Annotated in this window: 25 protein-coding genes and 1 pseudogene; 8 read left to right on the top strand and 18 right to left on the bottom strand. The window is 40.0% G+C overall.

Features of this window, described 5'->3' with window-relative positions; genetic code table 11:
- Window positions 1-95: 95 nt before the first annotated feature.
- Genes KF872_07625 through KF872_07615 form a run of 3 tightly spaced genes read right to left on the bottom strand, consistent with a single transcriptional unit; the run spans window position 96 to window position 3,226 of the window.
- Window positions 96-1,367 (bottom strand): hypothetical protein, encoded by a 1,272-nt coding sequence (locus KF872_07625; GenBank protein ID MBX2903411.1) that lies wholly within the window; start codon window positions 1,365-1,367, stop codon window positions 96-98.
- Window positions 1,354-1,935, bottom strand: a complete 582-nt coding sequence (locus tag KF872_07620) for an RNA polymerase sigma factor (protein MBX2903410.1) — start codon at window positions 1,933-1,935, stop codon at window positions 1,354-1,356. The genes KF872_07625 and KF872_07620 overlap by 14 nt, the downstream gene beginning before the upstream one ends.
- 16 nt (window positions 1,936-1,951) lie before the next feature.
- On the bottom strand, window positions 1,952-3,226 hold the full coding sequence (locus KF872_07615) for a hypothetical protein (protein MBX2903409.1): 1,275 nt from the start codon (window positions 3,224-3,226) through the stop codon (window positions 1,952-1,954).
- An 88-nt stretch (window positions 3,227-3,314) separates the two neighbouring features.
- On the opposite strand from KF872_07615, the gene KF872_07610 reads away from it, so the two are divergent.
- The gene (locus KF872_07610) at window positions 3,315-3,947 is read left to right on the top strand and encodes a hypothetical protein (GenBank protein MBX2903408.1); all 633 of its coding nucleotides are present in this window, start codon (window positions 3,315-3,317) and stop codon (window positions 3,945-3,947) included.
- Between the two features lie 14 nt (window positions 3,948-3,961).
- Here KF872_07610 and KF872_07605 read toward each other — a convergent pair whose 3' ends face one another.
- Window positions 3,962-5,053, bottom strand: coding sequence for a DUF4476 domain-containing protein (locus KF872_07605; GenBank protein MBX2903407.1), 1,092 nt, complete (start codon window positions 5,051-5,053; stop codon window positions 3,962-3,964).
- Between the two features lie 372 nt (window positions 5,054-5,425).
- Between KF872_07605 and KF872_07600 the strand changes: the two genes are divergently transcribed.
- Genes KF872_07600 through rfbD form a run of 3 tightly spaced genes read left to right on the top strand, consistent with a single transcriptional unit; the run spans window position 5,426 to window position 7,596 of the window.
- The gene (locus KF872_07600; protein MBX2903406.1) at window positions 5,426-6,181 is read left to right on the top strand and encodes a histidinol phosphatase; all 756 of its coding nucleotides are present in this window, start codon (window positions 5,426-5,428) and stop codon (window positions 6,179-6,181) included.
- Window positions 6,182-6,183: 2 nt separating this feature from the next.
- Window positions 6,184-6,738: a dTDP-4-dehydrorhamnose 3,5-epimerase gene (gene rfbC / locus KF872_07595; GenBank protein ID MBX2903405.1), complete on the top strand. Its 555-nt coding sequence runs from the start codon at window positions 6,184-6,186 to the stop codon at window positions 6,736-6,738.
- A complete protein-coding gene (rfbD, locus tag KF872_07590) occupies window positions 6,739-7,596 on the top strand; it encodes a dTDP-4-dehydrorhamnose reductase (GenBank protein ID MBX2903404.1) in 858 nt (285 codons plus the stop codon).
- A gap of 3 nt (window positions 7,597-7,599) precedes the next feature.
- Here rfbD and KF872_07585 read toward each other — a convergent pair whose 3' ends face one another.
- From KF872_07585 to KF872_07525, 13 genes are all read right to left on the bottom strand, one after another.
- The gene (locus tag KF872_07585; protein ID MBX2903403.1) at window positions 7,600-8,643 is read right to left on the bottom strand and encodes a hypothetical protein; all 1,044 of its coding nucleotides are present in this window, start codon (window positions 8,641-8,643) and stop codon (window positions 7,600-7,602) included.
- A gap of 24 nt (window positions 8,644-8,667) precedes the next feature.
- On the bottom strand, window positions 8,668-9,222 hold the full coding sequence (locus tag KF872_07580) for a YceI family protein (protein MBX2903402.1): 555 nt from the start codon (window positions 9,220-9,222) through the stop codon (window positions 8,668-8,670).
- Between the two features lie 41 nt (window positions 9,223-9,263).
- Entirely contained in the window at window positions 9,264-9,635 is a 372-nt protein-coding gene (locus KF872_07575; protein MBX2903401.1) for a hypothetical protein, read from the bottom strand.
- 25 nt (window positions 9,636-9,660) lie between these two features.
- Window positions 9,661-10,521 (bottom strand): T9SS type A sorting domain-containing protein, encoded by an 861-nt coding sequence (locus tag KF872_07570; protein ID MBX2903400.1) that lies wholly within the window; start codon window positions 10,519-10,521, stop codon window positions 9,661-9,663.
- A gap of 99 nt (window positions 10,522-10,620) precedes the next feature.
- Complete coding sequence (locus KF872_07565) at window positions 10,621-11,211, bottom strand: LysM peptidoglycan-binding domain-containing protein (GenBank protein ID MBX2903399.1); 591 nt, start codon at window positions 11,209-11,211, stop codon at window positions 10,621-10,623.
- 62 nt (window positions 11,212-11,273) lie between these two features.
- Entirely contained in the window at window positions 11,274-11,735 is a 462-nt protein-coding gene (bcp, locus tag KF872_07560; GenBank protein MBX2903398.1) for a thioredoxin-dependent thiol peroxidase, read from the bottom strand.
- A gap of 66 nt (window positions 11,736-11,801) precedes the next feature.
- Entirely contained in the window at window positions 11,802-12,239 is a 438-nt protein-coding gene (locus KF872_07555; GenBank protein ID MBX2903397.1) for a GPW/gp25 family protein, read from the bottom strand.
- 9 nt (window positions 12,240-12,248) lie between these two features.
- Window positions 12,249-14,138 carry a hypothetical protein gene (locus KF872_07550; protein ID MBX2903396.1) on the bottom strand — a complete coding sequence of 630 codons (1,890 nt, stop codon included), beginning with the start codon at window positions 14,136-14,138 and terminating at the stop codon, window positions 12,249-12,251.
- A 3-nt stretch (window positions 14,139-14,141) separates the two neighbouring features.
- Window positions 14,142-14,591 (bottom strand): hypothetical protein, encoded by a 450-nt coding sequence (locus KF872_07545; GenBank protein ID MBX2903395.1) that lies wholly within the window; start codon window positions 14,589-14,591, stop codon window positions 14,142-14,144.
- An 84-nt stretch (window positions 14,592-14,675) separates the two neighbouring features.
- The gene (locus KF872_07540; protein ID MBX2903394.1) at window positions 14,676-15,062 is read right to left on the bottom strand and encodes a phage tail protein; all 387 of its coding nucleotides are present in this window, start codon (window positions 15,060-15,062) and stop codon (window positions 14,676-14,678) included.
- A gap of 40 nt (window positions 15,063-15,102) precedes the next feature.
- Complete coding sequence (locus KF872_07535) at window positions 15,103-16,473, bottom strand: DUF5458 family protein (GenBank protein MBX2903393.1); 1,371 nt, start codon at window positions 16,471-16,473, stop codon at window positions 15,103-15,105.
- Window positions 16,474-16,508: 35 nt separating this feature from the next.
- Window positions 16,509-16,955: a type VI secretion system contractile sheath small subunit gene (locus KF872_07530; protein MBX2903392.1), complete on the bottom strand. Its 447-nt coding sequence runs from the start codon at window positions 16,953-16,955 to the stop codon at window positions 16,509-16,511.
- Window positions 16,956-17,057: 102 nt separating this feature from the next.
- Window positions 17,058-18,263, bottom strand: a complete 1,206-nt coding sequence (locus tag KF872_07525) for a sterol desaturase family protein (protein MBX2903391.1) — start codon at window positions 18,261-18,263, stop codon at window positions 17,058-17,060.
- A gap of 165 nt (window positions 18,264-18,428) precedes the next feature.
- On the opposite strand from KF872_07525, the gene KF872_07520 reads away from it, so the two are divergent.
- The 4 genes from KF872_07520 to KF872_07505 all read left to right on the top strand — a co-directional run bounded on the left by KF872_07520 (window position 18,429) and on the right by KF872_07505 (window position 24,768).
- Window positions 18,429-18,887 carry a hypothetical protein gene (locus KF872_07520; GenBank protein ID MBX2903390.1) on the top strand — a complete coding sequence of 153 codons (459 nt, stop codon included), beginning with the start codon at window positions 18,429-18,431 and terminating at the stop codon, window positions 18,885-18,887.
- Between the two features lie 114 nt (window positions 18,888-19,001).
- The gene (locus KF872_07515; protein MBX2903389.1) at window positions 19,002-20,087 is read left to right on the top strand and encodes an efflux RND transporter periplasmic adaptor subunit; all 1,086 of its coding nucleotides are present in this window, start codon (window positions 19,002-19,004) and stop codon (window positions 20,085-20,087) included.
- Window positions 20,088-20,110: 23 nt separating this feature from the next.
- Complete coding sequence (locus tag KF872_07510; protein ID MBX2903388.1) at window positions 20,111-23,341, top strand: efflux RND transporter permease subunit; 3,231 nt, start codon at window positions 20,111-20,113, stop codon at window positions 23,339-23,341.
- The gene (locus KF872_07505) at window positions 23,341-24,768 is read left to right on the top strand and encodes an efflux transporter outer membrane subunit (GenBank protein MBX2903387.1); all 1,428 of its coding nucleotides are present in this window, start codon (window positions 23,341-23,343) and stop codon (window positions 24,766-24,768) included. The genes KF872_07510 and KF872_07505 overlap by 1 nt, the downstream gene beginning before the upstream one ends.
- A gap of 62 nt (window positions 24,769-24,830) precedes the next feature.
- On the opposite strand, the pseudogene pyk reads toward KF872_07505, so the two are convergent.
- A pseudogene (gene pyk / locus KF872_07500) lies at window positions 24,831-26,333 on the bottom strand (pyruvate kinase).
- Between the last annotated feature and the right edge of the window lie 164 nt (window positions 26,334-26,497).

Raw genomic sequence — 26,497 nt, 5'->3', positions numbered from 1 at the left:
ATAGTTTTGTGAGGCGCGAAAATAAGAAGTGTTTCGGCTTTAGGAATACGATTTTTATCCCGCTGCGTAGTTTTAACTTTTTTAATAAAGTGAGTTTAGAATCTATACCGCAATCCGAGTTCGGCACCAATAAAGTGCGGGTGCGATATTTTGTCTATGGATTTTAAAGCCCCCAATTGATACTGAATTCCCATGTTCATTCGCAAACCTTTATATAGGCTTGTTTCTATGCCGGTAGAAGTATATACATTCAGCGTGTATATTTTTGTGCCATATCCTTTTTGCAATTCGGTTTCGGCAACGGTATTGCTCTTGTTTCCCACATTCATGGTTCCTACAGTTGGCGGGTTTCCTGTTAGTTGGTCTTCAGTAACTTTTTGTGCATTTATGGTGTATTCTATTCTTTCTTTTATTTTAAAATTATTGAATATGCCTGCGCCTATATACCAATCTATTTTCTTGGTAGAAATAGGATATACCTGTACGCCCAATGCAAGCGAAACGGTATGAAAATTTGTTTCGTAGTGCTTTAGTCCGATACCGGAGTCTGCCAACGAAAATTGTTGGCGAAGCGATGTACGGCTGTAATAAAAGCCATCAGTAAAGGCAAAATATTTGCCAAAGCGATAAGCTTCTTGAATACCTAAAAACCATGATGGTTTTGTGTGGAAGTTATTGCCTGTTGCTACTGCAAAGCTACCGGAATTGATGCCTAATTCATACCGATATTTTTTCTTTTTTACCGGAAGTTGTACCGATTCATTTTGTTCGTTTTGCTGTAATTCTAGAGCTGTATTTTGCGTACTTAGTTCGGTGGCTGCTAAGCCATTTAGGGTGGTGTATGGTGCTTGTGTAGTAGGTGTGGTATATATGGGCAGTTGGCTTTGGTGTGGCTGGGCTTTAGGCGATGCAGCTAGCGCTTTGCGCAAAGCTTTAGTATGATTTTTTTTACCATTGAATGCAGTAAAGTGGGAGTGTGGAGCTATAGTTTCTGTGGTGTTGCTTTGCTGAATTGTTGAATGCTGTTGTTCTGCTTGGGTTGTTGTTACTGGTGTTTTGGCATCAGTGCTGCGTGTAGTTGAGTATGTGTTATGCGTAGTGTTTTCTGTGAAATTTTTATGATTGTAACTATTGGCAGTTGCAATAGCAGGATTGCTGCCGATGGCGTTTTCCTTAGGAGTTAGTAGCAGTAGTGAAATAACGGCAATAGCTGCTGCGAGCGAAGTGCCGAGCCACCACCACCACACTAAAAACCTGCGTTTCTTTTTTTGTTGAAGCAATTGCTCCATACCTTGCCATGCAGCAGCATCGAATGGTGCTTGATATGCTTCTAATTTTTCTTTTAAAAGTTTATCATTCGGTTCCATTTGCCAATAGTTTTGTATCTTGAATTTTCATGGTTTCGCGAAGCATTTTTTGAAGATTCATACGGGCTTTTGCGAGATTACTTTTAGAGGTGCCTTCGGTAATATTCAACTGTGTTGCAATTTCTTGATGGGTATAACCTTCTACTATATACAAGTTGAAAACAGCACGGTATGCAGGCGAGAGTTTATTTACCAAGGCAATAATTTCTTCTGCCTGCAATGCTGAAAGTATGTCTTCGGAGGTTTCTATAAAGATGGCTTTTTCTTCGTCTGTGTGGCGGTGTTTTATTTCTTTTCGCAAGTGGTCTATAGCTGAGTTTACTACTATACGATACATCCAGCCTTCGAAGTTTCCATTTCCCCTTTTGTATTGCTCTATGGAAGTGAAAATTTTAAGGAAGGCGTTGTTTAGTATTTCCATGGCTTCGCTTTTACAAGAAGCATAGCGCATACACACTCCCATGAGTTTGCCGAAATACCTTTCGTAGAGCCGTTTTTGGGCTAACGGCTCTTGGCGAAGGCATCCTTCTATTAAAGCTTCTAAAGTTTGTTTGTATGTTACTTCCATTCGGGAGGGTAAGTAATTAGTCTCTTCTAATAACGCTCAGCAAAGATATATGCTTTGTATCGGAGTAGTCGTATTGAAATATTCCCTCTTCGCCTGTCATAATCAATTTTTTGTTGAAAGGTATTACATCTGCCGATTGTATATTTTGAAAATGAGCCAATGAGTTATCGGTAATTTTGGTAACATCGGTGGCATCGAAAACTTTTAGGCCATCGCTGCCATCGCACACAAAGAGTGTTCCGTTTTCTATACCAACACCATGTGGATTAGTCATGGCATACGAAGTTACTAATGTTGGTGCTGCGGCATTGGAAATATCTACTACATCTAGTTGGTTACTAGCATTGGAGCAAATGGTGCCGGAGCGCAAAGTTACGAAGGCATAATTTCCTTCTACGGCTACCGGATCGCAGGCGGTGGCATGGCTGTAGCTGCCCAATAAATCGGGTGCATCTGCATTGTTTAAACCATAGATAAACATGCCGCTCATGCTGCCAATAAACAACTTGCTTTGGTAAGGGAAAATGGTTTCAATACTTCTGCCAATGTAAGCGGTTGAAGTTTGTGTAGGCAAGGCATCGTTGCTTAAAGAAAATACTTTTAAGCTGCTTTGATCTACCACGTATAAGCGGTTGGCTGCAATTGCAAAGCGAGCCATAGAGCCGCCTTTTCCGGGTGCAGTAGTGTTGGTTTTTACACCTCCTGAGGCATTAGAAATTACGCCACCACCCACAGGATCGCCTTCAAACAGAATAGGATAACCTCCGGATGAACTAGAATTGCAATCGTTGCTAAAAGTATCGGTGCGCAATACTTCTTTCCATTCTTTTACCACGCCTTTTGCAGGGTCGTAATAGTAGCCTGCTCCTAAATTTCTATCTGGTATGGCATTTTCAATTCTGCTTACTTGAGTAGGTGCTGCCGGATTGCTAATATCAATTGTAAGTAAATCTATGTAGCTATCGGCATATAGCTTACTCCCCTTTACAGCCAAGTCTATATTACCGGGAATATTGATAAAAGAAATTTTTTGAGGTGCAGCAGGGTTGCTGTTGTCAATTACATGTATGCCTCTATCTATATCGTTTACAAAAAGATATTTTCCGTAGGTGTAAATTTTTCCGGGCTTTTTTAATGCTTGCGGAGTTTCTGCTTTTATGGGTTTTCGGAGTTCTTCTAAGGAGAGATAAACGGGTTCATAAGTTTTATAGGTCATAGTTTTGGTGCATTCTTTTTTGCAAGAAGAAAATGCAATCACACAAACGGTTAGCAACATGAGTATTCTATTCATAAAATCTTTTTTTTTGAGTGAAACAACCTTTTAGTGCATTGCAAACGTTTAGGCTGTAATTATCGTTGCCTGTATGCCGAAATATTTTTTGATTTTAATTTTAGCACTCTTAGTTAAAACCTCTGAAAGCCGCGACAGTCTTATGGCGCAGCCTGTAAAAACTTTTTATGCAAAGCACAGAGGATACATGGGAAGTGTGGAGCTGCGCTCATTGGTTGGTTTTGAAAAAACATACGGCAAGCCGGATTATTGCCCGTACTGCCCCGATGTGGAAACTGCCGGAGAGGGAATTTTTTCATTAGGGTTAAAGACCGTTCATGGATGGCGGTTTAGCAATTATTTATTTACAGGAGCAGGTGTGGCGGTGGAACGAAATTTTGCTCACAAGCAAACGTTTGTGCCCGTATTTGCACAACTGCAAAGTGAATTTTTAAAAACTAAAATAACGCCATTAGTAAGTGCCGAAATCGGTTATTCATTCTTAGTGCAAGAGAAGCGAGATGCATATATTAGTTACATGAAAAGCAGAGGAGGTATATACTTTGGGGCTGCACTTGGTGCACGAATTTACACGCGCAGCCGTGGCTCGCTTTCGTTTACGGTAGGATATGTAATGCACAAAAGCAGTAGTGAGTGGAAATACGAGTACTCCGAAAACATACTGTATAGCACTAATAGATTTTATCAGCGGCTAAGTATGGGTTTGGGAGTGGCATTTTAGTTGAATAAGTAGGTTTACTTCCTTGAATCAATAAACTGCATTAAATTTTCTTTGCTAGAAGTAAAAGAAAGCGCATTGGCAACCGTGTAAAAATTTTCTTTATCGGTTGTAAAGTCGTAGGCGAATTTTGCCATATCCAGTTGATCTTTATCAAAAGAATATAGGCGCACAATTTGAATGATTTGTTTAGATGAAAAGCACTTTTTTGCTTCTATGGCTTGCTTGCCAACCGCTACCATAGTGCGGCTTAAGGATTGTTTGGCAATGGTTGTTTTTACTTCATCTAATTCATTTTGCGAAACGGTGCAAGCCGGAGCCGGAGGAGGTGGTGGCGGCAGTTGTGGAGTTAATTGTTTAAGTATGTTTCGGGCAAAGCCAATCCATTCGGAGCGTTGAAATTCATTATCGAAAACGGCAGTGGCAAAGTTGTAATTTTCTAAATCGAATATGCGAGGAAAGGTTTCTTTCATAAATGCCATGCGGTTGTTATCTAAGTTAAATGTGAGTGCCATTCGCATAAACTGTTCCATAGAAATACAGTAGCGTTTTGCAAGTTCTCGCGCTTCGTTTATTCTTTCATCATCATTGTTTTTTAAAAAATAGGTGGCTGCATAAAAGTTGAAATCTCCATTAGAAAGTGGCTGTGCACACCCTTTTTTTCCTATATAGTTATTGCATGAAGGATAAGTGATATTTGGTTGTTGCGGATGTTTAGGAGGATGTGCAGGAGAAGGCGTTGGTGCAAACGCATGGATGGCATCGTGCAACCGGAAAACGGTTGAGAAGGTAGCAAATGCATCGTACACCTCGTAAAAATTTTCTTTATCGGTAGTAACAGCAAAAGCACTCAATGCAAGTTCGTAGCGGAATGCATCGTTTATGATGGTGGTGGCAAATTGTTTTACTTGTTTGCTGCTGAGCGATCGGTTGGTAATAAAATATCGAAAGGTTTTTAGTTTGGCTTCATCGCCACCGGGCATAGAAATCATTTGATTATAGCGCTGCTTAAACTCTATTTCATTCATAGGTAGCAGCAATGTTTGCTGTATTTGTGCATGGGTTGCGTTTGCGCCCAAGAAAAGAATACAAATAAGAAGGTACTTCATATAGCTAAACTGTTTTTTAATACTGAAAGCAATAATTGTTTATATGTGTGGTGCATTGGTGTGTGCTTGTTGCTACTGTGTTTTTAAGCAGCTGTTGTTTTTTATCTCGTTTGTGAAATTTGTGTTTTATGTTGATGTAAAGATGCAATAAGTTAGTGGTGTGTCAGTTTCAAATTGTTGAATTTAAGTTATGTTGCCGGAGTAGAAGTGTATTGATATGAATGTTTAGATGATTACTGTGTGAAAAATATATGTATTATGAGTTCATAAATGTTGTAGAAAGCTATTTGACATAACAGTAATTGTAGTTTAAACAATGCAAATAAGATTGAAATTGAACTCTCTTTGAATGGAATAGTTTTTATTTGCCTTGTGGGTTGGCTACAAAATTTTTTCAGGAAAAAGGAAGAGATAATAAAGTTGCACGATTTAGGTGCGCTGGAGGTAGATTTGCATTCGCATTTAATTCCCGGAATTGATGATGGTGTAAAAACTACGGATGAAGCAGTAGCCGTAATTGAGCAACTCATTCAGTTGGGGTTTAAGAAAATTATTACCACACCGCATGTAGTAACCGATGGTTACAACAATTCTAACGATACTATTTTGCGCGGTTGCGATGAGGTACGTGAAGCACTGTTGAAGAAGAATATTTCTATTCCGTTTTCTGCTTCGGCAGAGTATTATGTAGATGAAACACTACTGCCTAAAATAAAAGCAAAGTCGCTGTTGCCGCTTTTTAAAGATTATGTACTTATTGAACTTTCTTATGTGCATCCGCCATTAAGTTTAACCGGATACATATACGATTTGCGCACTGCAGGCTATAATGTAATTTTGGCACATCCGGAGCGCTATCCGTTTTACTATCGAAAGGATATTTCTGCATTTGAAGAAGTGCGCGATTTAGGAGTGTTTTTTCAGGTAAACCTTGGTTCGCTTTGTGGTGTGTATGGCAGAGGTGCACAGCAAGCTGCCGAAATGCTGATTGATGCTGATATGATTGATTTTGTGGCTACCGATATTCATAACATGAAGTTGATTCCGGTTTTTCATAAAGCATTGGAATTGCCTTACGTTCGCAAAATTATTGAATACGATTTTTTAAAGAATAAACAACTATTGTAAACATGCCTTTTAAAGCAACCGGAATCCGCGATCTCCAAGTATTTGAGCCAAGGGTTTTTGCAGATTCGCGCGGATATTTTTTTGAGTCGTTTAATAAACAAACTTTCGAAGAAGCTGGTATTGCCACCACTTTTGTACAAGATAATGAATCGCGTTCAAACAAAGGCGTAGTGCGCGGTTTGCATTATCAGCACGAGCCATTTGCTCAAGCAAAATTGGTGCGTGTAGTTGCCGGGAGGGTACTCGATATTGCATTGGATATTCGCAAAGGTTCACCAACCTTTGGTAAGTATTTTAGCATTGAACTTTCTGCCGAAAATAAATTGCAGTTGTATATCCCACGCGGTTTTGCACATGGATTTTCGGTTTTAGAAGACAATACTATTTTCCAATACAAGTGCGATAATTTTTATTCTAAAGAAAGTGAAGGCGGCATCAATGGTTTTGATGCTGCATTGAATATTGATTGGGGTATTCAATTAGGCGATGCTATTGTTTCTGAGAAAGATAAAGACTTGCCTTCTTTTGCAAATTGTGTAACTCATTTTGTGTATTAAATGAATATTCTGGTAACAGGTGCTAATGGTCAATTAGGCAGCGAAATAAAATTGCTGGCAAGTAGTTTTGCCATACATAATTTTTTCTTTACCACTTCTGCCGATTTAGATATTACAGATGCTGCTGCCGTGGCTACTTTTTTTACAGCTAAGCACATTCAGCTTTGTGTTAATTGCGCTGCATACACTGCGGTAGATAAAGCTGAAAGTGAGAAGGATGCTGCATATAATGTAAATGCAGCCGCAGCCGGAATATTGGCTAAGGCTTGTGCAGTAAACGGTGCAAAACTTATTCATGTTTCAACCGATTTTGTATTTGATGGGAACTTGGCAAGACCTTTAGTTGAAGCCGATGTTACTAATCCGCTTAGTGTGTATGGTTCTACTAAATTGGAGGGCGAAAAGCAGATACAACAGCACTTGCCGAGCGCTATTATTTTACGTACGGCTTGGGTGTATTCTACCTTTGGCAATAATTTTGTGAAAACAATGCTGCGCCTTTGTAAGGAGAAGCCGCAGCTCAATATCATTTACGATCAAATAGGCACACCAACTTATGCAGGCGATTTGGCGGCAGCCATTTTGCATATTGCGAGTAACGAAAAGCACTTAGCGCAGCAAGGAGTTTTTCATTTTACCAACGAAGGTGTTTGCAGTTGGTACGATTTTGCAATTGCAGTACGCGATATTGCAGGATTGCATACGCCAATTTTTCCGATAGAAACATACCAATATCCAACTCCGGCTGCGCGCCCTAAGTTTAGCGTGCTGAATAAAAAACTGTTTAAGGAAACTTTTGCTTACGAAATTCCTTATTGGAGAACAAGTTTAGAGCAGTGTGTTAAGCAGCTTTGCTAAGGTTTAATTTTTAGCACGCGCCTGCATATCGCGCAATAATTTTTTCTTGGTATATCTGCCGGTCCATGGGTTAATGTCTTTACCAAACTGGAATGGTCTTGTAATGGTAAAGCCAAGCCTAAACTGCCCTTGTGCCCAGTTGTGCGGATTATATGCCAAGAAATCGTTTTCTAGTAATCCTGCTGTATTGGTAAGGTTAATTTGGAATACGTGTCCTCCGGTTTCTACTTCATAGCCAAGGTGAATGCCTGGGTAGTAGCCTGCATTTTTAATACCACGCACCATCGGAAAGTATTGGCGGAAAGTAGCTCCGTTTTGCGTAATAGGCATAAAGTATTCAAACACTATGGCAGACCACTTGGTTACTTTGGCGCGAGCCAAAAAACCGAGTACAAACATTCCGTTTTTATCGTTGTGGGCAACCAAATTGCGCCAAATAAAACTTGGTGAAAGTTGAAGGCTAAGCCAGTTGGTTGCTTTTATGGCTATTTGTGCTTGAACTACATAACTAAAGCGGTGATACCATTTTGGAAAACTTGCAATTAGTTCGGGCGAATTTACTTGCCTGCGCTGTGAGCTTACGGCTGTTTGTGCTAGAAACGAAATGCTTACCGGATACCTAAAGTCTGTTGTTTGCTTTAGTGCGCGATATTTAACGTTGGCAAACCATAATTCGCCAACGGCTCCATTGCCTTTGGCTCTGCCTGCACCTACACTCAAATCGCTTAAAATTCCATAATCTAAAGAAAATAGAATGTCGGCAGCTTGGTCGAAGCCAAACATATTATGCACGTGCTCGTTGGGCGAAGATGCTATATTTCCAAACCTATGCGCAATACGAAAATCGAGTGCATTTTTTTTTGTCATTTCTACGGTTTGCCCATGAATTAGGCGTGTAGATTTAAAGGTGGCAAACACATATTCTTTGCTCTTTTTCTGCTGTTCTTTGGCTAATTCATTTATTAAATCTTGCCCTCGCATAGGCATTGCAAGCCATAAAATGCAGGCAACAACAGCGGTAAATTCTTTGGATAAAAATTGTTTCATGCACTTTTTAGTTTCTGGTAGCGGTTACTTTTTTTCATACTTTACTAAGTTGAAATCTACATCTACCGTTATTACTTCAGCAATATTAAGAATAACTGCTTTGGGGATTTTTATTTTATGCTCCACTAGCTTTACATCAAAAGTGGCAGTAGCTTTTTGTGGCACTCCGTTGGCTATGGTAAGTTTGCATTTTATGTCGCGCGGCTTTTTTATTCCGTGTATATCTAGGGTGCCCTTTAATGTAATATCGTACTCACCATCTTTAGTAAAATCAAGAGCTTCGGAGATAACTGCATCTAAACTTCCATAGGGATATTTATCGCTCTCCATGTAGTTTTCATTAAAGTGCTCTTGCATGAGTCTTTGCTTAAACTCAAAACTTTGAATGGGAATTTTTGCCTGTACTTTTTTGGTGGCAGTATATAAAACGGCTACAGCTTTTTGGGTGGTAGCTTCAATATCTTCTAAAGGAGTTTTAGAAAAAAAGTGAACCTTTCCGGTTTGGGTAATGAAATTATCTTGTGCTGTTGCCCAAACACTCGAAAACAGTAGTAGGAAACTTCCAAGTAGTATCTTCATAAGTACAATTTTATTTGTTGAATGCCGATTGTACGTAAAGTTTAATTTGCAAAACCGGAGTGCGCCCAACAATCTATTTTTTGAATAAGCGAATCGGGCAATTTGCCGCTGGCCGGCATAGAAATACAGCCGGGTTGATAGTGTATGGCGCATAAAACCTGGCCATTCTCGGTAAAGGCTTTAGCATTCAAATAGTTATCTAGTACCACTCCCGATGCTGGTGCCACAGCATTGTGGCAGCCAATTGTGGCGCACGAATTATCGAATATGGCTTTTACATCGGCAGTATAGGTGTAAGTTTTAGATGAGTCGCAAGCCACTTTGTTTGGTGGTGGAGTTCTATCTCTAGAACACGACTGCAAAAAACTTACACCTATCCATAATGCCGAAGCGAAAGCAAGAAGTTGTTTCATTAGTTTGAATAAACTGCTTGTGTGCTTAGAATTTTACTAAAGGCTTTACAGATGATTTTCCGGCTGCATTGATGTGTACATAGTACTTTCCGGCTGCTAAATCTGCAATGTTGTATGTGTTTTCTATTACACCGATATTTTGGTTTTCGCTTACAAGTGTTCTTACTGTTTTTCCTTCGCTGTTCATGATTTGAGCAGTAACATACTGGTTGCTAAGCAGGTTGTAGCTTAATGTAATATTTTCGCTGGCAGGATTTGGATATACAGTAATGCTGCTTAACTCTTTTAGATCGTTAATTGCGCTTGGTGTTCCGTTGATAGAAACTGCTCTTTTATAGATGTTGTCTCCGGTTGAGTTGCCATTTCCATCAGCTAAATTGGTGGCTGCGTAGAATGTAATAGGTCCGCTAATGCTGGCAGGCGAAGTCCATTTAACTAACCAACTTTTTGTGGCGTTCGCATTTTTGTGCGATACATATTCAATATTGCTAAGAGTATTTTTTTGCGTACCGTTTACATTGGTAATTGTAAAAGTACCGGCTTGTGCATTAGAAGAATTAAGTGCGCTTAACTCGAAGCCGTATTTTTGCGCGGTACCGTTTATGCTTAACCCAATATAGTAATCGGTAGATGCTGTTGGCACAAATGAAGTTGTCATTGGGCTTAATAAACCGGCACTGGTTCCAATTTGCAGCGTTATTATTGAAGTGCCATCGTTGGTAGTAGTACCGTGGCAATTGCTGTTTGCTGCGCAGGTTTGGTTGCTTACAGGGTCGCCAGAGTGCCCCGGAGGCGGAACTGTGCTATTGGTGTAGGTTTTAGTATTTACTGCCATGGCAGCTAAAAAAAATGTAACTGCTGCAACTGAGTAGAGTTTTACTTTCATAAATTGTTTGTAATTGTTTTTTGTTGAATACTGTGAATATAATGTTTGGATGAAAACAAAGATTTCAAGATGTACAATTTTCAATAAAGGTTGGCAAGTTTAGCGGGTTGGCACTTTTAATTTTTGACCAACACTTATGTTGGTATTGCTAAGCCCATTCATTTCTTTTAGTTTATCTACACTAATGCCGTAAATAACACTAATGCGGTAAAAGGTTTGTCCTTTTTCTACCACATGCACACCGCTGTTAGATACTTCATATCCGGTTCCATTGTAATTGATGGTACTTGGTGCTGTTGTTTTTTCAACTGCTATTTTGGTGGCAGTAGTGGTGGTGGACTTTGCCACAGCCTTAGTGGTTTTTATTTCTTCGGCATTGCCGGTGGTAGTTTCTGAAGTTGCTGCAGTAGTTTTTGTGGGTTGGTAGGTAGATTTTTCTACAAATTCTTTCACCTCTGTGGCAGGTTCTTCACCCGGTTTTAATTCACGGATAAGTACCACATCGCCACTGCCAAGCTTTACATTATCGGGCAAATTATTTAGCATGAGCAGGTACTTGGCATCGGCACCATATTTGGTAGCAATGGTGTAGATGGTTTCTCCGGATTTTACATGGTGTTTTAAAAAACGAGTTTGGGCATGAAGCAATAAAGTGGCAAAGAGTGTTGTAAAGAATAAACCAAACCGCATATCGTTTTTTTTAAAAGTTTACGAATATAGAAAAAATCGGTTTGGAAGAGTTTTGGCTTATGTTAAAGTATTTCGTTTAAAATTTGCCGGGCGGCATTGCTTACATCTACTTTATCTATGATGCGAGTTATTTTCCCTTTTTCGTTTATTACAAAGGTAACACGGTGTGTGCCCATATATTCGCGACCCATAAATTTTTTCTTGCCCCAAACGTTGTATGCCTCTACAATTTGTTTGTCTTCATCGCTAAGGAGCATAAAAGGCAGGTTGTATTTTTCTTCAAACTTTTGGTGTTTTTTTACGCTATCGATACTTACGCCAAGCACTTCATAACCTGCATTTTTTAGTTCAGTATATCCATCGCGGAAGCTACAGGCTTCTTTGGTGCAGCCCGGAGTATCGTCTTTAGGATAGAAATATAGAATTACTTTTTTGCCTCTAAATTGCCGAAGTGAAATGCTTTCGCCACGTTGGTTTAGGGCTGCAAAATCGGGAGCGGTATTGCCTATGTTTAAACTGGTCATATTTTTGCGAAAGTATGGAATAGTTCAACTTGTTGAATGCAGTTTCATGCACTATTGGCATTGGTCTTAGCTGTATGAAATTGGACCGATATATACTTTTTCAAAGTACTCAAATGGTTCGTTGGTTTTTACCACAATGCCATTGGCTTTAATATCTAGTTTGCGTTTAATGCGTAGTCCTCTGCCTTCGCTAACAATTTCTTCTTGCGAAAGTTTTATATCTACACGCACATTGGTTAGGCGTTTTTCGTTTTGTTCTATAGCGTCTCTAATAGCATTTTGCATTTTATCTTTCAGCAGGTTGGCAGATACCACTATATCAAAATCGTTTTCCCATACCGAGCAGCCCAATTCGGGATGAAATTTGCATTCGCCCAACGAAGTAGTTAAAATGAGATGTATAAAATCTGCTAATGATTGTTTTAAAGAAGTGGCAGGATGTTCTTTACCTTTGGTAAGTAAATCGGTACGAATGGGTAAACTATAGTTTTTAGATAGGCTCATGTACACCGTTTAATTTATTCTCACCAATGCGCCTTGGATGGTAACATCTACTTTTCCTTGGAAAGAAGAGGAGGTTCCGGCAATAGAAAGTTTTCCATTGGCGCTAACATCGAAATTAGCTGTGGCAGAAATATTTACATTGGTATTGGAACTTAACTTCATATCGAGAGCGCTCATTTCTATTTTACCTTTTGCATTTAGTTTGGTATCGCCAGCATTGCTGAGTTCTAATGTGGCCATGCCGGAAGATTGCGAGGCGCTGTCTTTGCTAACGGAGGTTTTGCCGGAAGAAATTTTTACATCGGTTCCTTGCAATACCAGTTTGCCTCCGGCAGAAATTTCTAAATCATTTTCTGCCATAAGTTTAATAACTTTTGAGCGAAGGTAAATCTCGGTAGAGCCGTTGTTGTCGGTTATCCATACATAATTGCCATCGTCATCTTTGGTTTGTATGCTAATGGCTCTGCCATCGTTGCCTTTATCTTCTAAAAGAATTTCGTTTCCTTCAACTGTTCGCAGCCCTTTTATTTGGTTATCGCGTTGGCGAAACCAACGGTCTGGCTTAGCTTCACCATGGTGAAAGGAACCAATAACAAAGGCATCGAAAGAGCCGATAAAACTATTGATGTTTACCAAAACTCTTTCGTTGGTTTCGGGTCTGAAAAACAAACCGGAATCGTTTCCGGAGTTGGGGGAAAGTACTTGAACCCAATCGTAAAATTCGTTGGTTTCTTGCCAATCGAAGCGTACTTTAACTTTGCCAACTTTATCGGGGTCGTTTACATCTGTTACTATGCCAATCATGGTTGGCGGTATATTGTTTTTGGTAAGGGCTGGATTGTGCGGTGCTGCATCTGCATAAGCAATGGCTGTAAAGCTATTGCTGTAATGGAAATCGGAAGTGATATTTATGGTTAGCGACACTATTCGGTATTCGCCTACGGTTTCTTGTTCGGATTGTTTTATTCGTTTTATTTTAACCTTGGAGCCTAATTTAAGAAGTGTATCGTTGCTGCTGCCCGAGATGCTAACCAACTCAGATACTGCTTGTTTGTATTGGGTTTGTATAAAGTCGTTTACAGCTTGTGCGTTTGGCAGGGATGCGTCTGCAAAAAGCTCTTCTTTATTTAAAAAAGTATTGCTGCTTTCTCTTACCACAGAGGATGTAATTTGGTCTGCACCACTTGGTGCGCCAGATTGCTTGTTGGCCGAAAGTTTTTGATTAGAGCTGGGAACATAGGAGCGTGCAGCCAATGAAATGCCACCTGCTTTTGTGTCAATATCAAAGTAGTTTAGGTTAATGCCATTTATGAGTTCAATGGTTCTTTCTTCTTTAGGTTTGCCAAAGTAACTTTGAGTACCGTCATTAAAAAACCAAGATCCGGTGGTATTGGCAAGCCGGCACAGAAATTCATAATCTGTTTCATCGTATTGCAGAAAGGTAGATTGTAAATTGGCGAGCGGCTGGTCTGTATTTACGTTTACAGACACCGAATCTGCAGGGTAAGTAGCTGTTATTTTTTTTACAATGTCTTTAATGTTCATGTTATTGAACACTTTTTTCTTTTTGCCATAGTGCATAAGTATATCCGAAGATTCGCCTGCAATTACCATAATACATTGGTCGGGCAAATTGTGGTTACTTACTTTTGTAACTATACCTTTAAAGTAAAGTTGTGGAGATTGGTCTTCGGGCGAAAATTTAATGCTTACCTTTTTGCCAATAAGTTTAGCGCCTTCGTTCATTATGGAGGCATTATCACCTTCAATTTGGGTTTCATCAATTTGTACTTCAAAGTAATTGGTTCCCGAAATATTTTTTCGGATAACTATGGAGTGAAATTGAGTGGTGGTAAATTCTTTTCCTCCGCTAATTTTTACTTCAGCTTTAACTAACATAACTTATTGATTTTGGTGAAATGGACGGGTCCATTCGCGCGATGCAATTTGTGTTGACTCATCGGTGTCGCTTACTGCCATATATTCGGCTACAATTACCAAATCCATATACATGGGTGAAAGTCCGGAGGAGTCGAAAAATTCTTTGTAGTCTATTACAAAGGCATTTCTAAAGTGTACTCCTTTTAGCGTAGATTCTATGTCGCGGTCTCTTCTCGAAAAAACTACCCTGCCGTTTTTGGCGTGTTGCGGGCGATTGTTCTGAATGCCATCTATGGCCCACCGGGTGAGTGTTAGGGATGTGCCTGTTTCTACCCGAACAGTAATTGGGTAATAGGCACCATTAGAGCGTGGTTGCAGCGTGTCGTTATGGTAATCGTAATGGTACCCATATTCGCAACGAAGCACTGTGAACTCTTCGTCATCTATTTTAAGTTTAGCACTTACAGCCATAATTGCTATTTTAAAAATGAAAAAAGACTGTTTCTAATTCAAAGCAGGCTCCGAAAAAGAAACAGTCTTTTAATGAAAGATTGTTTATACCCACTCGTTTTCGTGAGAGCCGCTTCCCATTTCTATTTTCTTTGCAGAAAGGGTAAATGTAATATTAAAAGGATCTCCGCCTCCGGCACTAAATACTTCTGAGTAATCTACCATGTAAGCTTCGGTAAATTTTAACTCTTTTGATTTGGCGTCTTGGTCGCGTTTAAGGTACGTTACAGAGCCATCTTTGCGCTCAAAACTGTTACACATCCACTCAAATAACTCTGTTTTGTCGGTAGATTCAACAGTAATGGTAACTAGGCCACCACGTGTAATTGATGATGGACGACCGGTTGCATCGGTATCTTGATGCAATGAAAAACTTGCGCTGAGTACATTTGCCTCAATCGCACCTGCTTTAAATTTTGCCTTGAATGACATACGATTTGGATTTTTGTTTTAAAAAATAGTTGATGAAAATTTATTCTTGTGCATAATCGGAGTTCCATTGGGTACCGTCATCGCCTTTTTGGCCATCCATCTTAATCATAAAGTTCTTCGCAGGGAAATATGGTGTCATGTGAATGTCTAAATATATTTTATCCTTTTGGTTTGGGTCTTGCTCAAAGCGTTTAATAGAGAATTTTTCGATTAGTTTTCCGGGACCGGTAACACTGTCTAAAAATTTTACGATTTGGCTCATTAAATCTTTGCGCGTATTGGCATTGAAGTTTTCAAAAGCTCTGCGGTTTAAGAAATCCATCAATACTTTTGTGATATAATCGAATACGCGTACTACGGAGTAGGTTTGCAGACCAAGATTATCGCCATTAAAAAGAGTTTTGGCAGAGAATGCCATTACTTTTCCGTATTCGTTTACCATAGGCACTAAGCCTAATTTTTCCATATTGGCTATTTCACTTTTTTTGGTTTCAAAGCGAACTTGATCTACCTCGTTTAAGGAGCCGTGTTTTTTACCGGCTGCTACTTGCGACATAAGCGTAGAGTATATTTTACCTGCCATTGCTCCACTTGGTGGTACATACAAGTCTTCGTCTTCGCCCAGTTCTGTTGCTTTGCCGCGTCCTACAAGCCAATTGCAGGTCATGAGTGTATTGCTTTTATACATATCGCCACCGGTAAGGTTGGCATCTTCAAACATTTCCATTACATCATCGGCTCCGTCTAAGTGCATAAAGTCGGTAACCATCATCACTTTATTATCGTGTGCAATTTTCGACCATTTTTCAACCACTTTATTGGAGCCCAAGTAACCTGGAACTACCATAAGTGAATAGTTGTTGCGCAAATCGAGTTTATCGTAGCAGCGCACTAATTCTTCGCGAACTGCATCTACAAAACGAGTATTGTCTAAATCTTGACATTGCTCGTTGGTGGCGTTCATAAAGTTTACGTTTTTTACTTTTTCTGCTTCGGCATTTTTAAAGAAGAAAGCAACATTGCGGTAAGAGCGCTCTAAATTTTTAGTAGCATCTAAGGCACGGAGTTGGTTTTCTTTCAATAGGCTCTCGGCATTCTCAGATTTTTGTTGGCTTTTTTCTACCATATCGGAAATGGAACCCGGTTGCGCCAATAAATCTACCCACAATTTGAGGGTGCGTTTTAGTTCATCGCGCTCTTCTCTTTTAGAGGCTTCGGTTAAGAAAATTTTCTTTCTGGCTTTTCTGGTAGGGTTTAGGTTTTGAGTTCCATCAATGGAAACTTCAATTAAATCGAATCCTCCTAGTTTAGCTAGTTTGGCTGAGCTGCTTTCTAAAAGCTCAGCCGGATTAGCTATTTTTTCAACTTCTTTATATTGAGCTTGTTGCTGTTGTAATTCTTGTTCACTCATAACGTACAGTATTTCTTTTTGGATGTAAGGAAAATTTATTTGTTATCGTCTAATTCTTGAATTAGGGCACGCAAAGCATCAATAAGTGCGGCTTTGGTGTCGTCATTTTCAATAGTACTGCGCAGGAGTTTGTTGGTTTTTAATTGTTTCCCGATTTTGGCGTATTGCTCACGTTGTGTATTTAGGTCTTTTAAAAAGCCACTTTGGGAGGTAATTCCTTTTACTCCAAAATCGCCTAAATTTTTAAACGAGAGTGCTTCTTTAGCATTGGAGCCATCTTCTTTTTGAAACTCTACTTCAACCTCCGGTTTGTAGTGGGCAAATACGTCTTCTACGGTTTGTAATCCTTCTACAATGCCTGGTTTAATTGGCGCATCGGCTGTAAGTTGTTCAATTACTAATGTTTTGTTTTGAGGAATATCGGCAATTGCTTCTGATGCATCACCTTTTACTTCGTTTCCTCCAATTCCATAGCTCGACATAATCTTTATTTTGGTTGTTTAGAATGCTGAAAGTAGTTCTACTTTTAATACTTGCAAAATTTTTTTTAAAAAAGGTAAGGATATATTTCAAAAAAGGGATATTTATCCCGTGCCTTTTTTATACCAGCCAATAAGCAATATAGATAAGAGTAAAGTGGTAACAAAAACAACGGTATTGGGCTGTATGCAGTACACTAAAAAGGGCAGCAGCACTATGCGAGCATATTCCAATATGGTAACCCATTTTTTCTTTTCGAACATGCCACCAAGATTTACTATGGTTACAATAATGTATGCAATTACACCCAATTTAATAGCAATGTTTTTACTAAAAGGCGGTTTAGCCTCAGAAAAAAGAAAGAAGGAGGTTCCGGCAATGAGCAATACATACTGTATCAAAACATAATGGCTTAGCGCAGGGGAAACAACGGTATCGTATTTTCGAAATTGGTGTGGCGAAACTTCTTTATGCGGAGGTGTGCCGCCCAGTTCGGCAGGTTTCCAACCGGGATTGAGCAATAGCATTTTTACCTTGTTAGAAAGAGAACGAAGGCTATATACTTCTTTAAAAAGTTGAATCCAATATTCAAAATTCAACCAAAGAGGATTCCAACTGTTTGCCTGAGTGGTAATGCCGTACACCACCTCTTCTTCTTCTTCCTGAAAAGTGTCAAAAAGCCTATCGTAAATAATAAAAGTACCTCCGTGATTTTTATCAATATACTTTGGATTAACACCGTGGTGAACACGATGGTGCGAAGGCGTATTAAATACAAACTCCAAAGCCGGATGCAACTTCCCGATTAGGCGCGTGTGAATCCAAAACTGATAGAGCGTATTAATAGCGGCAATGGTAAAAAACATTTGCGGCTCCAAACCTATGATAGCCAAGGGTAGATAAAAAAACCAAGAAAATGCACCTTGCAACCAAGCCTGCCTTAATGCAACTGTTAAGTTATATTCCTCGCTTTGGTGATGCACCACATGGCTGCCCCACAGTATGCTTACTTCGTGTGCCAGGCGGTGAAACCAATAGTAAAAGAAATCTACCGCCAGCCACAGCAAGATCCACACCCACCAATTGGTAGGTATAAGTCCTTTCCAAGGAGAATAATTGTAGATAAAAACATAGCCGCCAACGGTAAGCGTCTTTATGAGTATGCCCACAACTTGCGAACCAATGCCGCAGCTTAAATTGGTAATGGCATCATTAAAACGGTAGTATGGCAAATGCTTTAATTTGCTCACCAGCAATTCAATACCAATGAGTATAAAAAAGGCAGGAATGGATAGTACAATTAAACCCATTTGCAAAAATTTATATATGGTAAAGCTACCTTTTTAGTTTGCTAAAACTAATTTTAAAAATAGAGGTGTTATTTTGAGTGAAAGACTTATTACAACAAAAATAGAATTAACCAAAAAAAGTTATTTTCTATAAAAATGCAGCAGCGGCTATAATTTTGCAAACGAATGGAAAACAAAACCATTTCTTGGGTAAAAGGTGCGCTACATCCGCTAAAGACAATATCAGTAATGTGTTCGCTATGGATATGTTTACTGTTTTTGCAATGGCAACCCCAGTATTTTTCGGTAGAGAAGAGCGAAGTTAAAACCGAATTTTCAGCATTGGATTTTAATGTAAATGCTTTTGTTCATAAAGTATATCACCATACATCCATTGTAGCCGCACCCAAAATTTCCGAGTCGCTTTGTAGTGCGGTTCCTCTTGAACTATTTGACGAAACAGGCATAAAGGCAGATGAAGAAAGCAAAACACAACAGCTAAGTGGCATACTCAGCAATTATGCTTATGGTGCTGTACTTTTTCTTCAAATCAATTTAATAAACGGCCTGCCCGATATTTCCGGCAGCACACATGCCATACCGTTGTTTATTCTCTACCACGCCTGGAAGAGTTTTATACTGTAATACCATTTTGTTTTGTGGGTGCAACACCTACACACAGCCGCATTCATACACATCTATCGGCTAAAAAGAATGGATAAGTATATCTCTAAATAATCATCATCAATTGAAACTTAAATGAAAGGGACTTTCGGTCTTATCTGCATGGCAACCTTGTTGCTTACTGCAAGTTGTAACCACAATAACCACCAAAAAGAAGAAGAAGCAACATTCATGGTTACCAAACCAGTGCAAAGAGATACCTCAACGCTTAAAGAATATGTGTGCCAAATAAAAGCAATCAGCCACATAGAGTTGCGCTCGCAAGAAAGAGGATATCTACAAAATATTTATGTAGATGAAGGACGCCCGGTAAAGAAAGGGCAACTAATGTTCCAAATTATGCCCATAATTTACCAGGCAGAAATGGAAAAGGCAAAAGCCAATGTAAGTTTTGCCGAAATTGAATACAAAAACACCAAGAGCCTTGCCGATAGCAATATCGTTTCAAAAAATGAATTAGCCCTTGCCAAGGCAAGATTAGATAAAGAAAGAGCAGAGTTGGCATTGGCAGAAGCACATTTAAGCTTTACCCAAATACGCGCCCCATTCGATGGTATTATGGATAGGTTTTACGGTAGGTTAGGTAGTTTGATAGACGAGGGCGAACTCCTTACCACACTTTCCGACAACAGTAAAATGTGGGTGTACTTTAATGTGCCCGAAGCAGAATATCTAGATTATGTGGCCAGCTCAAAGAATGGTGATAAGCAAAAGGTAAAATTACTCATGGCAAATAATGAATACTTCGACCACGATGGCGTAGTAGAAACCATAGAAGCAGATTTTAATAACGAAACCGGAAACATTGCCTTTCGCGCCACTTTTGCCAACCCCGATAAACTATTGCGGCATGGCGAAACCGGAAATATTCTAATGCCAGTTCCCATAAAAAAAGCAATCATGATTCCGCAAGAAGCAACCTTTGAACTGCTCGATAGAAAATATGTGTTTGTAGTAGATGATAAAGGTGTTATTAGTTCCAGAGAAATAACCGTAGGGCAAGAAATGCCCCATATTTATGTGGTTACAAAGGGGCTGGATACCAACGATCAAATATTGATTGAAGGCTTGCGCAGGGTAAAAAATGGCGAAAAGATTCACACCAAGTTGGTGCAGTTTGATGATGTGGTACACGAATTAAACCACTTACACGCAGAGTAATTGACATCCTAAAAAAGAAACAAATGTTTAGCAAATTCATTCAACGACCGGTATTGGCAATAGCCATATCGCTCGCAATCATCATTATGGGCGTGCTGGCTATTACCACACTTCCCATCTCGCAATTTCCATCTATTGCTCCTCCGCGTGTAATGGTATTTATTGCTTACCCGGGTGCAAGTGCCGATGTATTGGTGAGCACCACACTTACACCGCTCGAAAGAGCCATAAACGGTGTGCAGGGAATGCAATACATTATTTCCGATGCCACCAGCGCAGGCGAAGCCACTATTCAAATTGTGTTTGAACCCGGAACCGACCCCAATGCTGCGGTGGTAAACGTAAAAACACGGGTGGACCAAGTAATCAATAAACTGCCACAATTGGTACAACTCGAAGGGGTAATTATTTCGCCAATACAGCCCAGTATGTTGATGTATGTAAACCTTTACAGTACCGACAAAAATGCCGATGAAAAGTTCCTCTATAATTATTCCAGCGTACACATTCTTCCCGAATTGCAACGGATAAGCGGTATGGGAAGAGCGCAAATTTTGGGTAGCCGGCAGTTTGCCATGCGTATATGGCTAAAGCCCGATAGAATGCGTGCTTACAATGTTTCTACCGAAGAAGTAATGGAAGCCATCAACAAGCAAAGCGTAATTGGGCGACCAGGGCGTTTAGGTCAAGCCTCGGGCAAATCGGCACAATCGCTGGAGTATGTGCTTACCTATAAAGGGCGATACAATAAACCCGAAGAGTACGGAAACATTATTGTAAGAGCCAACCCCAATGGCGAAAGCTTAAAACTAAAAGACATTGCCAGCATTGAATTGGGAAGCGAGTTTTTCGATATCTATTCTAGTAAAGATGCATATCCCTCTGCCTCTATTGTGTTGAAACAGAACTTCGGCAGCAATGCCAGCAAAGTTATCGAAGGCGTAAAAGAAAAGTTGGAAGAACTGAAGAAGGATTTTCCTCCGGGAATGAAGTACGAAATCAATTACGATGTATCGAAGTTTGTAGATGCCTCCATAGAAAAAGTATTGCACACTTTGTTTGAAGCATTCTTACTGGTGGCATTGGTGGTGTTTCTGTTCTTAGGCGATTTGCGCTCCACGCTTATACCCACATTGGCTGTTCCTGTTTCGCTTATTGGAGCCTTTATTGCCATGCAATTTTTTGGTTTAACCATTAACCTTGTTACACTCTTTGCATTGGTATTGGCAATAGGTATTGTGGTAGACGACTCTATTGTGGTGGTAGAAGCAGTACATGCCAAGATGGAAGAAAAGCATCTTTCGCCTTACCATGCCGTAAAAGAAGTTTTGGGCGAAATAAGCGGAGCCATTATTGCCATTACATTGGTAATGACCTCAGTGTTTGTGCCCGTTTCGTTTATGACAGGTCCTGTGGGCGTTTTTTACCGACAGTTTTCGCTCACCATGGCAAGTGCCATTGTGCTTTCGGGTGTGGTAGCGCTAACGCTTGCTCCGGTATTGTGTGCCATGATTCTGAAAAACAACCACGGTGCGCACAAAAGCAATTCGCCTGTAAATTTATTCCTTAACTGGTTCAATAAAAACTTCGATAAGGCAACAGGCAAGTACACCGCCTTGCTTAAATTAATTGTAAACCGCAGGGTAGTAACTTTTGGCATATTGATTGTTTTTGCTTTTTGCATTGTGGGTGTAAATGAAAAATTACCCGCAGGCTTTATTCCTAACGAAGATCAAGGAATGATATATGCCATCATTCAAACTCCTCCGGGTTCTACTCTAGAAAGAACGAATGATGTTTCGCGTACGCTGCAAAAAATAGCAGAGCATGTAGAAGGTGTGCAATCGGTGGCTTCTTTGGCCGGTTATGAAGTGCTTACCGAAGGGCGCGGTTCCAACGCAGGTACTTGTATTATTAACTTAAAAGATTGGTCGCAACGCAAGCACTCTGTAAAAGAAATAATTGAAGAGTTGGAAGAAAAAACCAAAGATATGGGTGCGGTAATTGAATACTTTGAGCCGCCCGCAGTGCCCGGCTATGGCTCGTCTGATGGTTTTTCGCTGCGTATGATAGATAAGCATCCAACCATAGATTACCAAGAATTCGATAAGGTAAATAAAGAGTTTATGGAAGCATTGCACAAGCGCAAAGAACTTACAGGCTTGTTTACATTTTTTGCTGCAAACTATCCGCAATACGAACTCATAATTGATAATGAACGCGCCATGCAAAAAGGAGTTTCTATTGGCGATGCCATGGAGAATTTAAACATTCTTATTGGTAGTACTTATGAGCAAGGTTTTGTGCGCTTTAATAACTTCTTTAAAGTGTACACCCAAAGTGCGCCCGAATATCGCAGAATGCCCAGCGATATTCTAAACCTTTTCATTAAAAACAATAAGGATGAAATGGTGCCTTATTCATCGTTTATGAGTATGCGCAAAACAATGGGGCCAAACGAAATTACGCGCTTCAATCTCTATATGTCATCTTCCATAAAGGGCGTTCCGGCTAAGGGCTACACCAGTGGCGATGCCATTAAGGCCATTCAAGAAGTGGCGAAAGAAACCTTGCCCCGCGGCTACGATATTGCTTGGGAAGGACTTTCGTACGATGAAGCAAGAAGAGGTAACGAAGCACTCGTAATTTTTGTGGTGGTACTTATTTTCGTTTACCTCGTGTTGGCGGCACAGTACGAAAGTTTCTTGATTCCGCTTGCGGTATTGCTATCGCTTCCTCCTGGAATTTTTGGTTCGTTTTTACTATTAAAAGCGATGGGGCTTGCCAACGATATTTATGCGCAAATGGGCTTAATTATGCTCATTGGGTTATTGGGTAAGAACGCCATTTTAATTGTGGAATTTGCCGTGCAAAAACAGCAGCAAGGTGCTTCTATTTTAGATGCAGCTATTGAAGGCTCCAAGGTGCGTTTTCGCCCAATATTGATGACTTCTTTTGCATTTATTGCCGGCTTAATTCCACTTGCAATTGCAACAGGACCGGGCGCTGTAGGTAATAGAACCATCGGCTCTTCGGCTCTTGGTGGCATGTTGTTTGGAACTATTTTTGGTGTGTTGGTAGTACCCGGTTTGTACTATGTTTTTGCCAAACTATCTGAAGGTAAACAGCTAATAAGAGACCAAGATATAGCGCCACTCAGCGAAAACTTTGTTGAAGACCAAGAAGAGTTGGCTCTTACCAAACGCGTAAGAAAAATAGTAAGTAACTTTTTGAAGAGAAATAAAAACCAATAATGAATAAGAAAATAATTCAGCTTATTGCTGTAACTGTTATACTAGTGTCGGCAGGTGGATGTAAGTTGTTTAAAGAGCCGCTTAAGGTTGAAAACAAAGCGGTTCCCAAGAGTTTCAATACATCTTCAGACACCTTTAATACCGCTAAAATTAAGTGGCGTAATTATTTTACAGATTCCAATTTGGTGATGCTGATTGATACTGCTCTTAGGAATAACCAAGAGCTTAACATTACTATGCAAGAAATACAAGTGGCGCGTAATGAAATTAGAGCACGAAAAGGAGAATACTTACCATTTGTAAATATAACTGCCGGTGGTGGCGTAGAAAAAGTAGGAGAGTACACACGCAACGGAGCAGTAGAGAAAAATTTGGAAGTAAAACCCGGAAAAAAATTTCCGGAGCCTTTGGGCGATATAATGCTTGGTGCTGCTTTTTCGTGGGAGTTAGATATTTGGAAGAAATTGAGGAATGCCAAGAATGCAGCCGTTTCGCGCTATTTGGCGAGTGTAGAAGGGAAAAATTTTATGGTTACCAATTTAATTTCAGAGATAGCAAATTCGTACTACGAATTGATGTCGCTCGATAATCAATTGGAAATTATACAAAGGAATATTGATATTCAAGAAGATGCGCTGCACATTGTAAAGCAACAAAAAGATGCTGCAAAGGTTACGCAGTTGGCTGTAAACCGTTTCGAAGCACAGTTGCTCAATACTAAAAATATGCAGTATGCCATTCAGCAGCAGATTGTAGAAACCGAGAATAGAATCAATTTCCTTACAGGAAGATTCCCACAACCGATAGTGCGCAATAGCGCTGCATTTTACAATACGGTATTTGATTCTATTTCGGCAGGAATACCAAGCCAGTTGCTAGAAAACAGACCCGATATTCGCCAAGCAGAGCAGGAACTTGCGGCTGCCAAATTAGATATTAAGGTTGCTAAGGCAAGTTTCTTTCCATCTATTCGTATTTCGGCTTCTACAGGTTTTCAGGCATTTAATCCGGCAGTGTGGTTTCGTCCGGAATCGTTGCTGTATGGTGTTTTGGGCGATATTTTTGCACCGCTCATAAATAGAAATGCCTTGGTGGCCGCGTATAAAACTGCGCGAGCCAAGCAGGTTCAAGCAGTTTACAAATACGAACAAAGCATATTGAATGCTTACACCGAGGTGCTCAATCAATTATCGGGAATAGAGAAGTATTCAAATAGTTTTGAAACCAAATCTAACCAGGTAGAAATACTTACACATTCGGTTTCTATCTCAGAGAACTTGTTTAAATCTGCTCGTGCCGATTATGTAGAAGTACTCTTAACACAGCGCGAAGCTTTGGAATCTAAAATGGAGTTGATAGAGATAAAAAAGAAACAGCTGAATGCTGAAATAAATATTTACAAGGCGCTTGGCGGTGGGTGGAATTAAGTTTTAAAAATTGGTGTGTTATGCAGCGTGCCATTTATGGTGCGTTGCATTTTTTTTTGAGGTTATTCAACCACTGTTACTTTTACCATATTGGCTCTGCCTTTAGATGCCAGTGGCATACTGCCTGTATTGATAATAATATCGTTTGGGGCTACGAGATTTTTTTCTTTGAGTATGCGAATTACATCGCGGATGGTAGTATCGGTTCCTACAAAACTTTTATAGTAAAAGGCGCGTACTCCCCAGCACAGGCTTAGTGCGTTTAGCAAATCTCTGTTTTCTGTAAAAATAAAGATGAGTGCTTTTGGGCGGTAACTGCTGAGCATAAAACCTGTGTAGCCGCTAAAAGTCATGCCTATAATTGCTTTTGCGCCCAACTCTCCACTCATGCGCGCAGCATTGTAGCAAATTGCATCGCTGATAAAGGTGGGCGAACTTTGGTTGGCCTTTAGTTCTTTGTCGTAAATAATGGAGCTGTTTTCTATATTGCGCAAAATTTTTTCCATTACCTGAATTACTTTTATGGGGTGCTTTCCGGTACTGGTTTCTCCGCTGAGCATTACGGCATCGGCACCATCAATTACGGCATTAGCCACATCGGTAATTTCTGCGCGCGTTGGGTTGGGGTTTTCTATCATGCTTTCCATCATTTGCGTTGCTACCACAACGGGTTTAGCAAATTTAAGGCAGCGCTTTACAATGTCTTTTTGAATAAGCGGCATACGCTCTTGCGGTACTTCTACGGCAAGGTCGCCACGGGCAATCATAATGCCATCGGCTGTTTTAATAATTTCATCAATTTCGGTTAGAGCCTCGGGTTTTTCAATTTTTGCCATTACTTTTAAATAGCTGTTTTTATCGCCAACTATTTCTTTAAGTTGGTGGATATCGCGCGGGGAGCGCACAAAGGAAAGTGCAATCCAGTTGGCTCCGTTTGCCAATGCAAAGTCGAGATCGCGTTTGTCTTTTTCGGTAAGTGCGGGTACGGTGGTTTTGGTATCGGGGAGGTTTACACCTTTGTTGCTGCTTATTTTTCCTCCTGTAATTACTTGGGCAATTACGGTATCTACTTTATTGGTTTCAATTACTTTTAGTTCAATTTTACCATCGTCTATTAAAATAACCTCTCCGGGTGTGGCTTCTTGTGGTAGTGGTTCGTAGCTTACATAAAGCCGTTTAAAGGTGCTTACACATTCTTTGTTGGTAATTTCTACGGTTTGCCCTGTTTCGAGTACTTCGTGGTTGTCGCGTACTTTTCCTAAGCGTATTTTGGGACCTTGTAAATCGGCAAGTATGCCAATGTTTAAATCAAGCTCGGTGGCTAATTGTTTTACGCGTTTAAAGCCTTCGAGATGCTGCTCGTAGCTACCGTGCGAAAAATTAAAACGGAATACATCTACTCCGGCCTTTACCATTTCGAGCATTATATTTTTATCGGCACAGGATGGACCGTAAGTGGCGATAATTTTTGTTTTGTTGATATTGATTTTCATATCCGCTTATTCTTTTGTAAAAATTCGTTCGAGGGTTTTAATTGAATTGGTTTCTATGGGCACAGCAATCATTACTTCGGGCATTTGCTTTAGTTGGCTGCATATTTTTTTTACTTCTTGGGGAGGCAGGTTGGCATCTATTTTTAGCAGTAAATCGTAATCGCTTGCTTCGGGAATGAGCGACTCGTTTTTGTCTTTGTTCGTAAGCACTTCGTAGCTTATTTCACCCGGATTTT

The sequence above is a fragment of the Chitinophagales bacterium genome (genome assembly GCA_019638515.1).
Classification (GTDB): domain Bacteria; phylum Bacteroidota; class Bacteroidia; order Chitinophagales; family LD1; genus UBA7692.
The sequence above is the reverse complement of the archived record's forward strand: the minus strand, read 5'-3'. Positions and strand labels throughout refer to the sequence as shown.

What these genes read in the sequence shown, in the direction of transcription:
- KF872_07555 (MBX2903397.1), bottom strand. Translation starts at nt 12,239, where the DNA reads ATGAGCCTATCTAAAAACTATAGTTTACCCATTCGTACCGATTTACTT.
- KF872_07545 (MBX2903395.1), bottom strand. Translation starts at nt 14,591, where the DNA reads ATGGCTGTAAGTGCTAAACTTAAAATAGATGACGAAGAGTTCACAGTG.
- KF872_07550 (MBX2903396.1), bottom strand. Translation starts at nt 14,138, where the DNA reads ATGTTAGTTAAAGCTGAAGTAAAAATTAGCGGAGGAAAAGAATTTACC.
- rfbC (MBX2903405.1), top strand. Translation starts at nt 6,184, where the DNA reads ATGCCTTTTAAAGCAACCGGAATCCGCGATCTCCAAGTATTTGAGCCA.
- KF872_07520 (MBX2903390.1), top strand. Translation starts at nt 18,429, where the DNA reads ATGGAAAACAAAACCATTTCTTGGGTAAAAGGTGCGCTACATCCGCTA.
- KF872_07620 (MBX2903410.1), bottom strand. Translation starts at nt 1,935, where the DNA reads ATGGAAGTAACATACAAACAAACTTTAGAAGCTTTAATAGAAGGATGC.
- KF872_07505 (MBX2903387.1), top strand. Translation starts at nt 23,341, where the DNA reads ATGAATAAGAAAATAATTCAGCTTATTGCTGTAACTGTTATACTAGTG.
- KF872_07525 (MBX2903391.1), bottom strand. Translation starts at nt 18,263, where the DNA reads ATGGGTTTAATTGTACTATCCATTCCTGCCTTTTTTATACTCATTGGT.
- KF872_07570 (MBX2903400.1), bottom strand. Translation starts at nt 10,521, where the DNA reads ATGAAAGTAAAACTCTACTCAGTTGCAGCAGTTACATTTTTTTTAGCT.
- bcp (MBX2903398.1), bottom strand. Translation starts at nt 11,735, where the DNA reads ATGACCAGTTTAAACATAGGCAATACCGCTCCCGATTTTGCAGCCCTA.
- KF872_07605 (MBX2903407.1), bottom strand. Translation starts at nt 5,053, where the DNA reads ATGAAGTACCTTCTTATTTGTATTCTTTTCTTGGGCGCAAACGCAACC.
- KF872_07585 (MBX2903403.1), bottom strand. Translation starts at nt 8,643, where the DNA reads ATGAAACAATTTTTATCCAAAGAATTTACCGCTGTTGTTGCCTGCATT.
- KF872_07535 (MBX2903393.1), bottom strand. Translation starts at nt 16,473, where the DNA reads ATGAGTGAACAAGAATTACAACAGCAACAAGCTCAATATAAAGAAGTT.
- KF872_07625 (MBX2903411.1), bottom strand. Translation starts at nt 1,367, where the DNA reads ATGGAACCGAATGATAAACTTTTAAAAGAAAAATTAGAAGCATATCAA.
- KF872_07615 (MBX2903409.1), bottom strand. Translation starts at nt 3,226, where the DNA reads ATGAATAGAATACTCATGTTGCTAACCGTTTGTGTGATTGCATTTTCT.
- KF872_07575 (MBX2903401.1), bottom strand. Translation starts at nt 9,635, where the DNA reads ATGAAACAACTTCTTGCTTTCGCTTCGGCATTATGGATAGGTGTAAGT.
- rfbD (MBX2903404.1), top strand. Translation starts at nt 6,739, where the DNA reads ATGAATATTCTGGTAACAGGTGCTAATGGTCAATTAGGCAGCGAAATA.
- KF872_07530 (MBX2903392.1), bottom strand. Translation starts at nt 16,955, where the DNA reads ATGTCGAGCTATGGAATTGGAGGAAACGAAGTAAAAGGTGATGCATCA.
- KF872_07540 (MBX2903394.1), bottom strand. Translation starts at nt 15,062, where the DNA reads ATGTCATTCAAGGCAAAATTTAAAGCAGGTGCGATTGAGGCAAATGTA.
- KF872_07565 (MBX2903399.1), bottom strand. Translation starts at nt 11,211, where the DNA reads ATGCGGTTTGGTTTATTCTTTACAACACTCTTTGCCACTTTATTGCTT.
- KF872_07510 (MBX2903388.1), top strand. Translation starts at nt 20,111, where the DNA reads ATGTTTAGCAAATTCATTCAACGACCGGTATTGGCAATAGCCATATCG.
- KF872_07580 (MBX2903402.1), bottom strand. Translation starts at nt 9,222, where the DNA reads ATGAAGATACTACTTGGAAGTTTCCTACTACTGTTTTCGAGTGTTTGG.
- KF872_07515 (MBX2903389.1), top strand. Translation starts at nt 19,002, where the DNA reads ATGAAAGGGACTTTCGGTCTTATCTGCATGGCAACCTTGTTGCTTACT.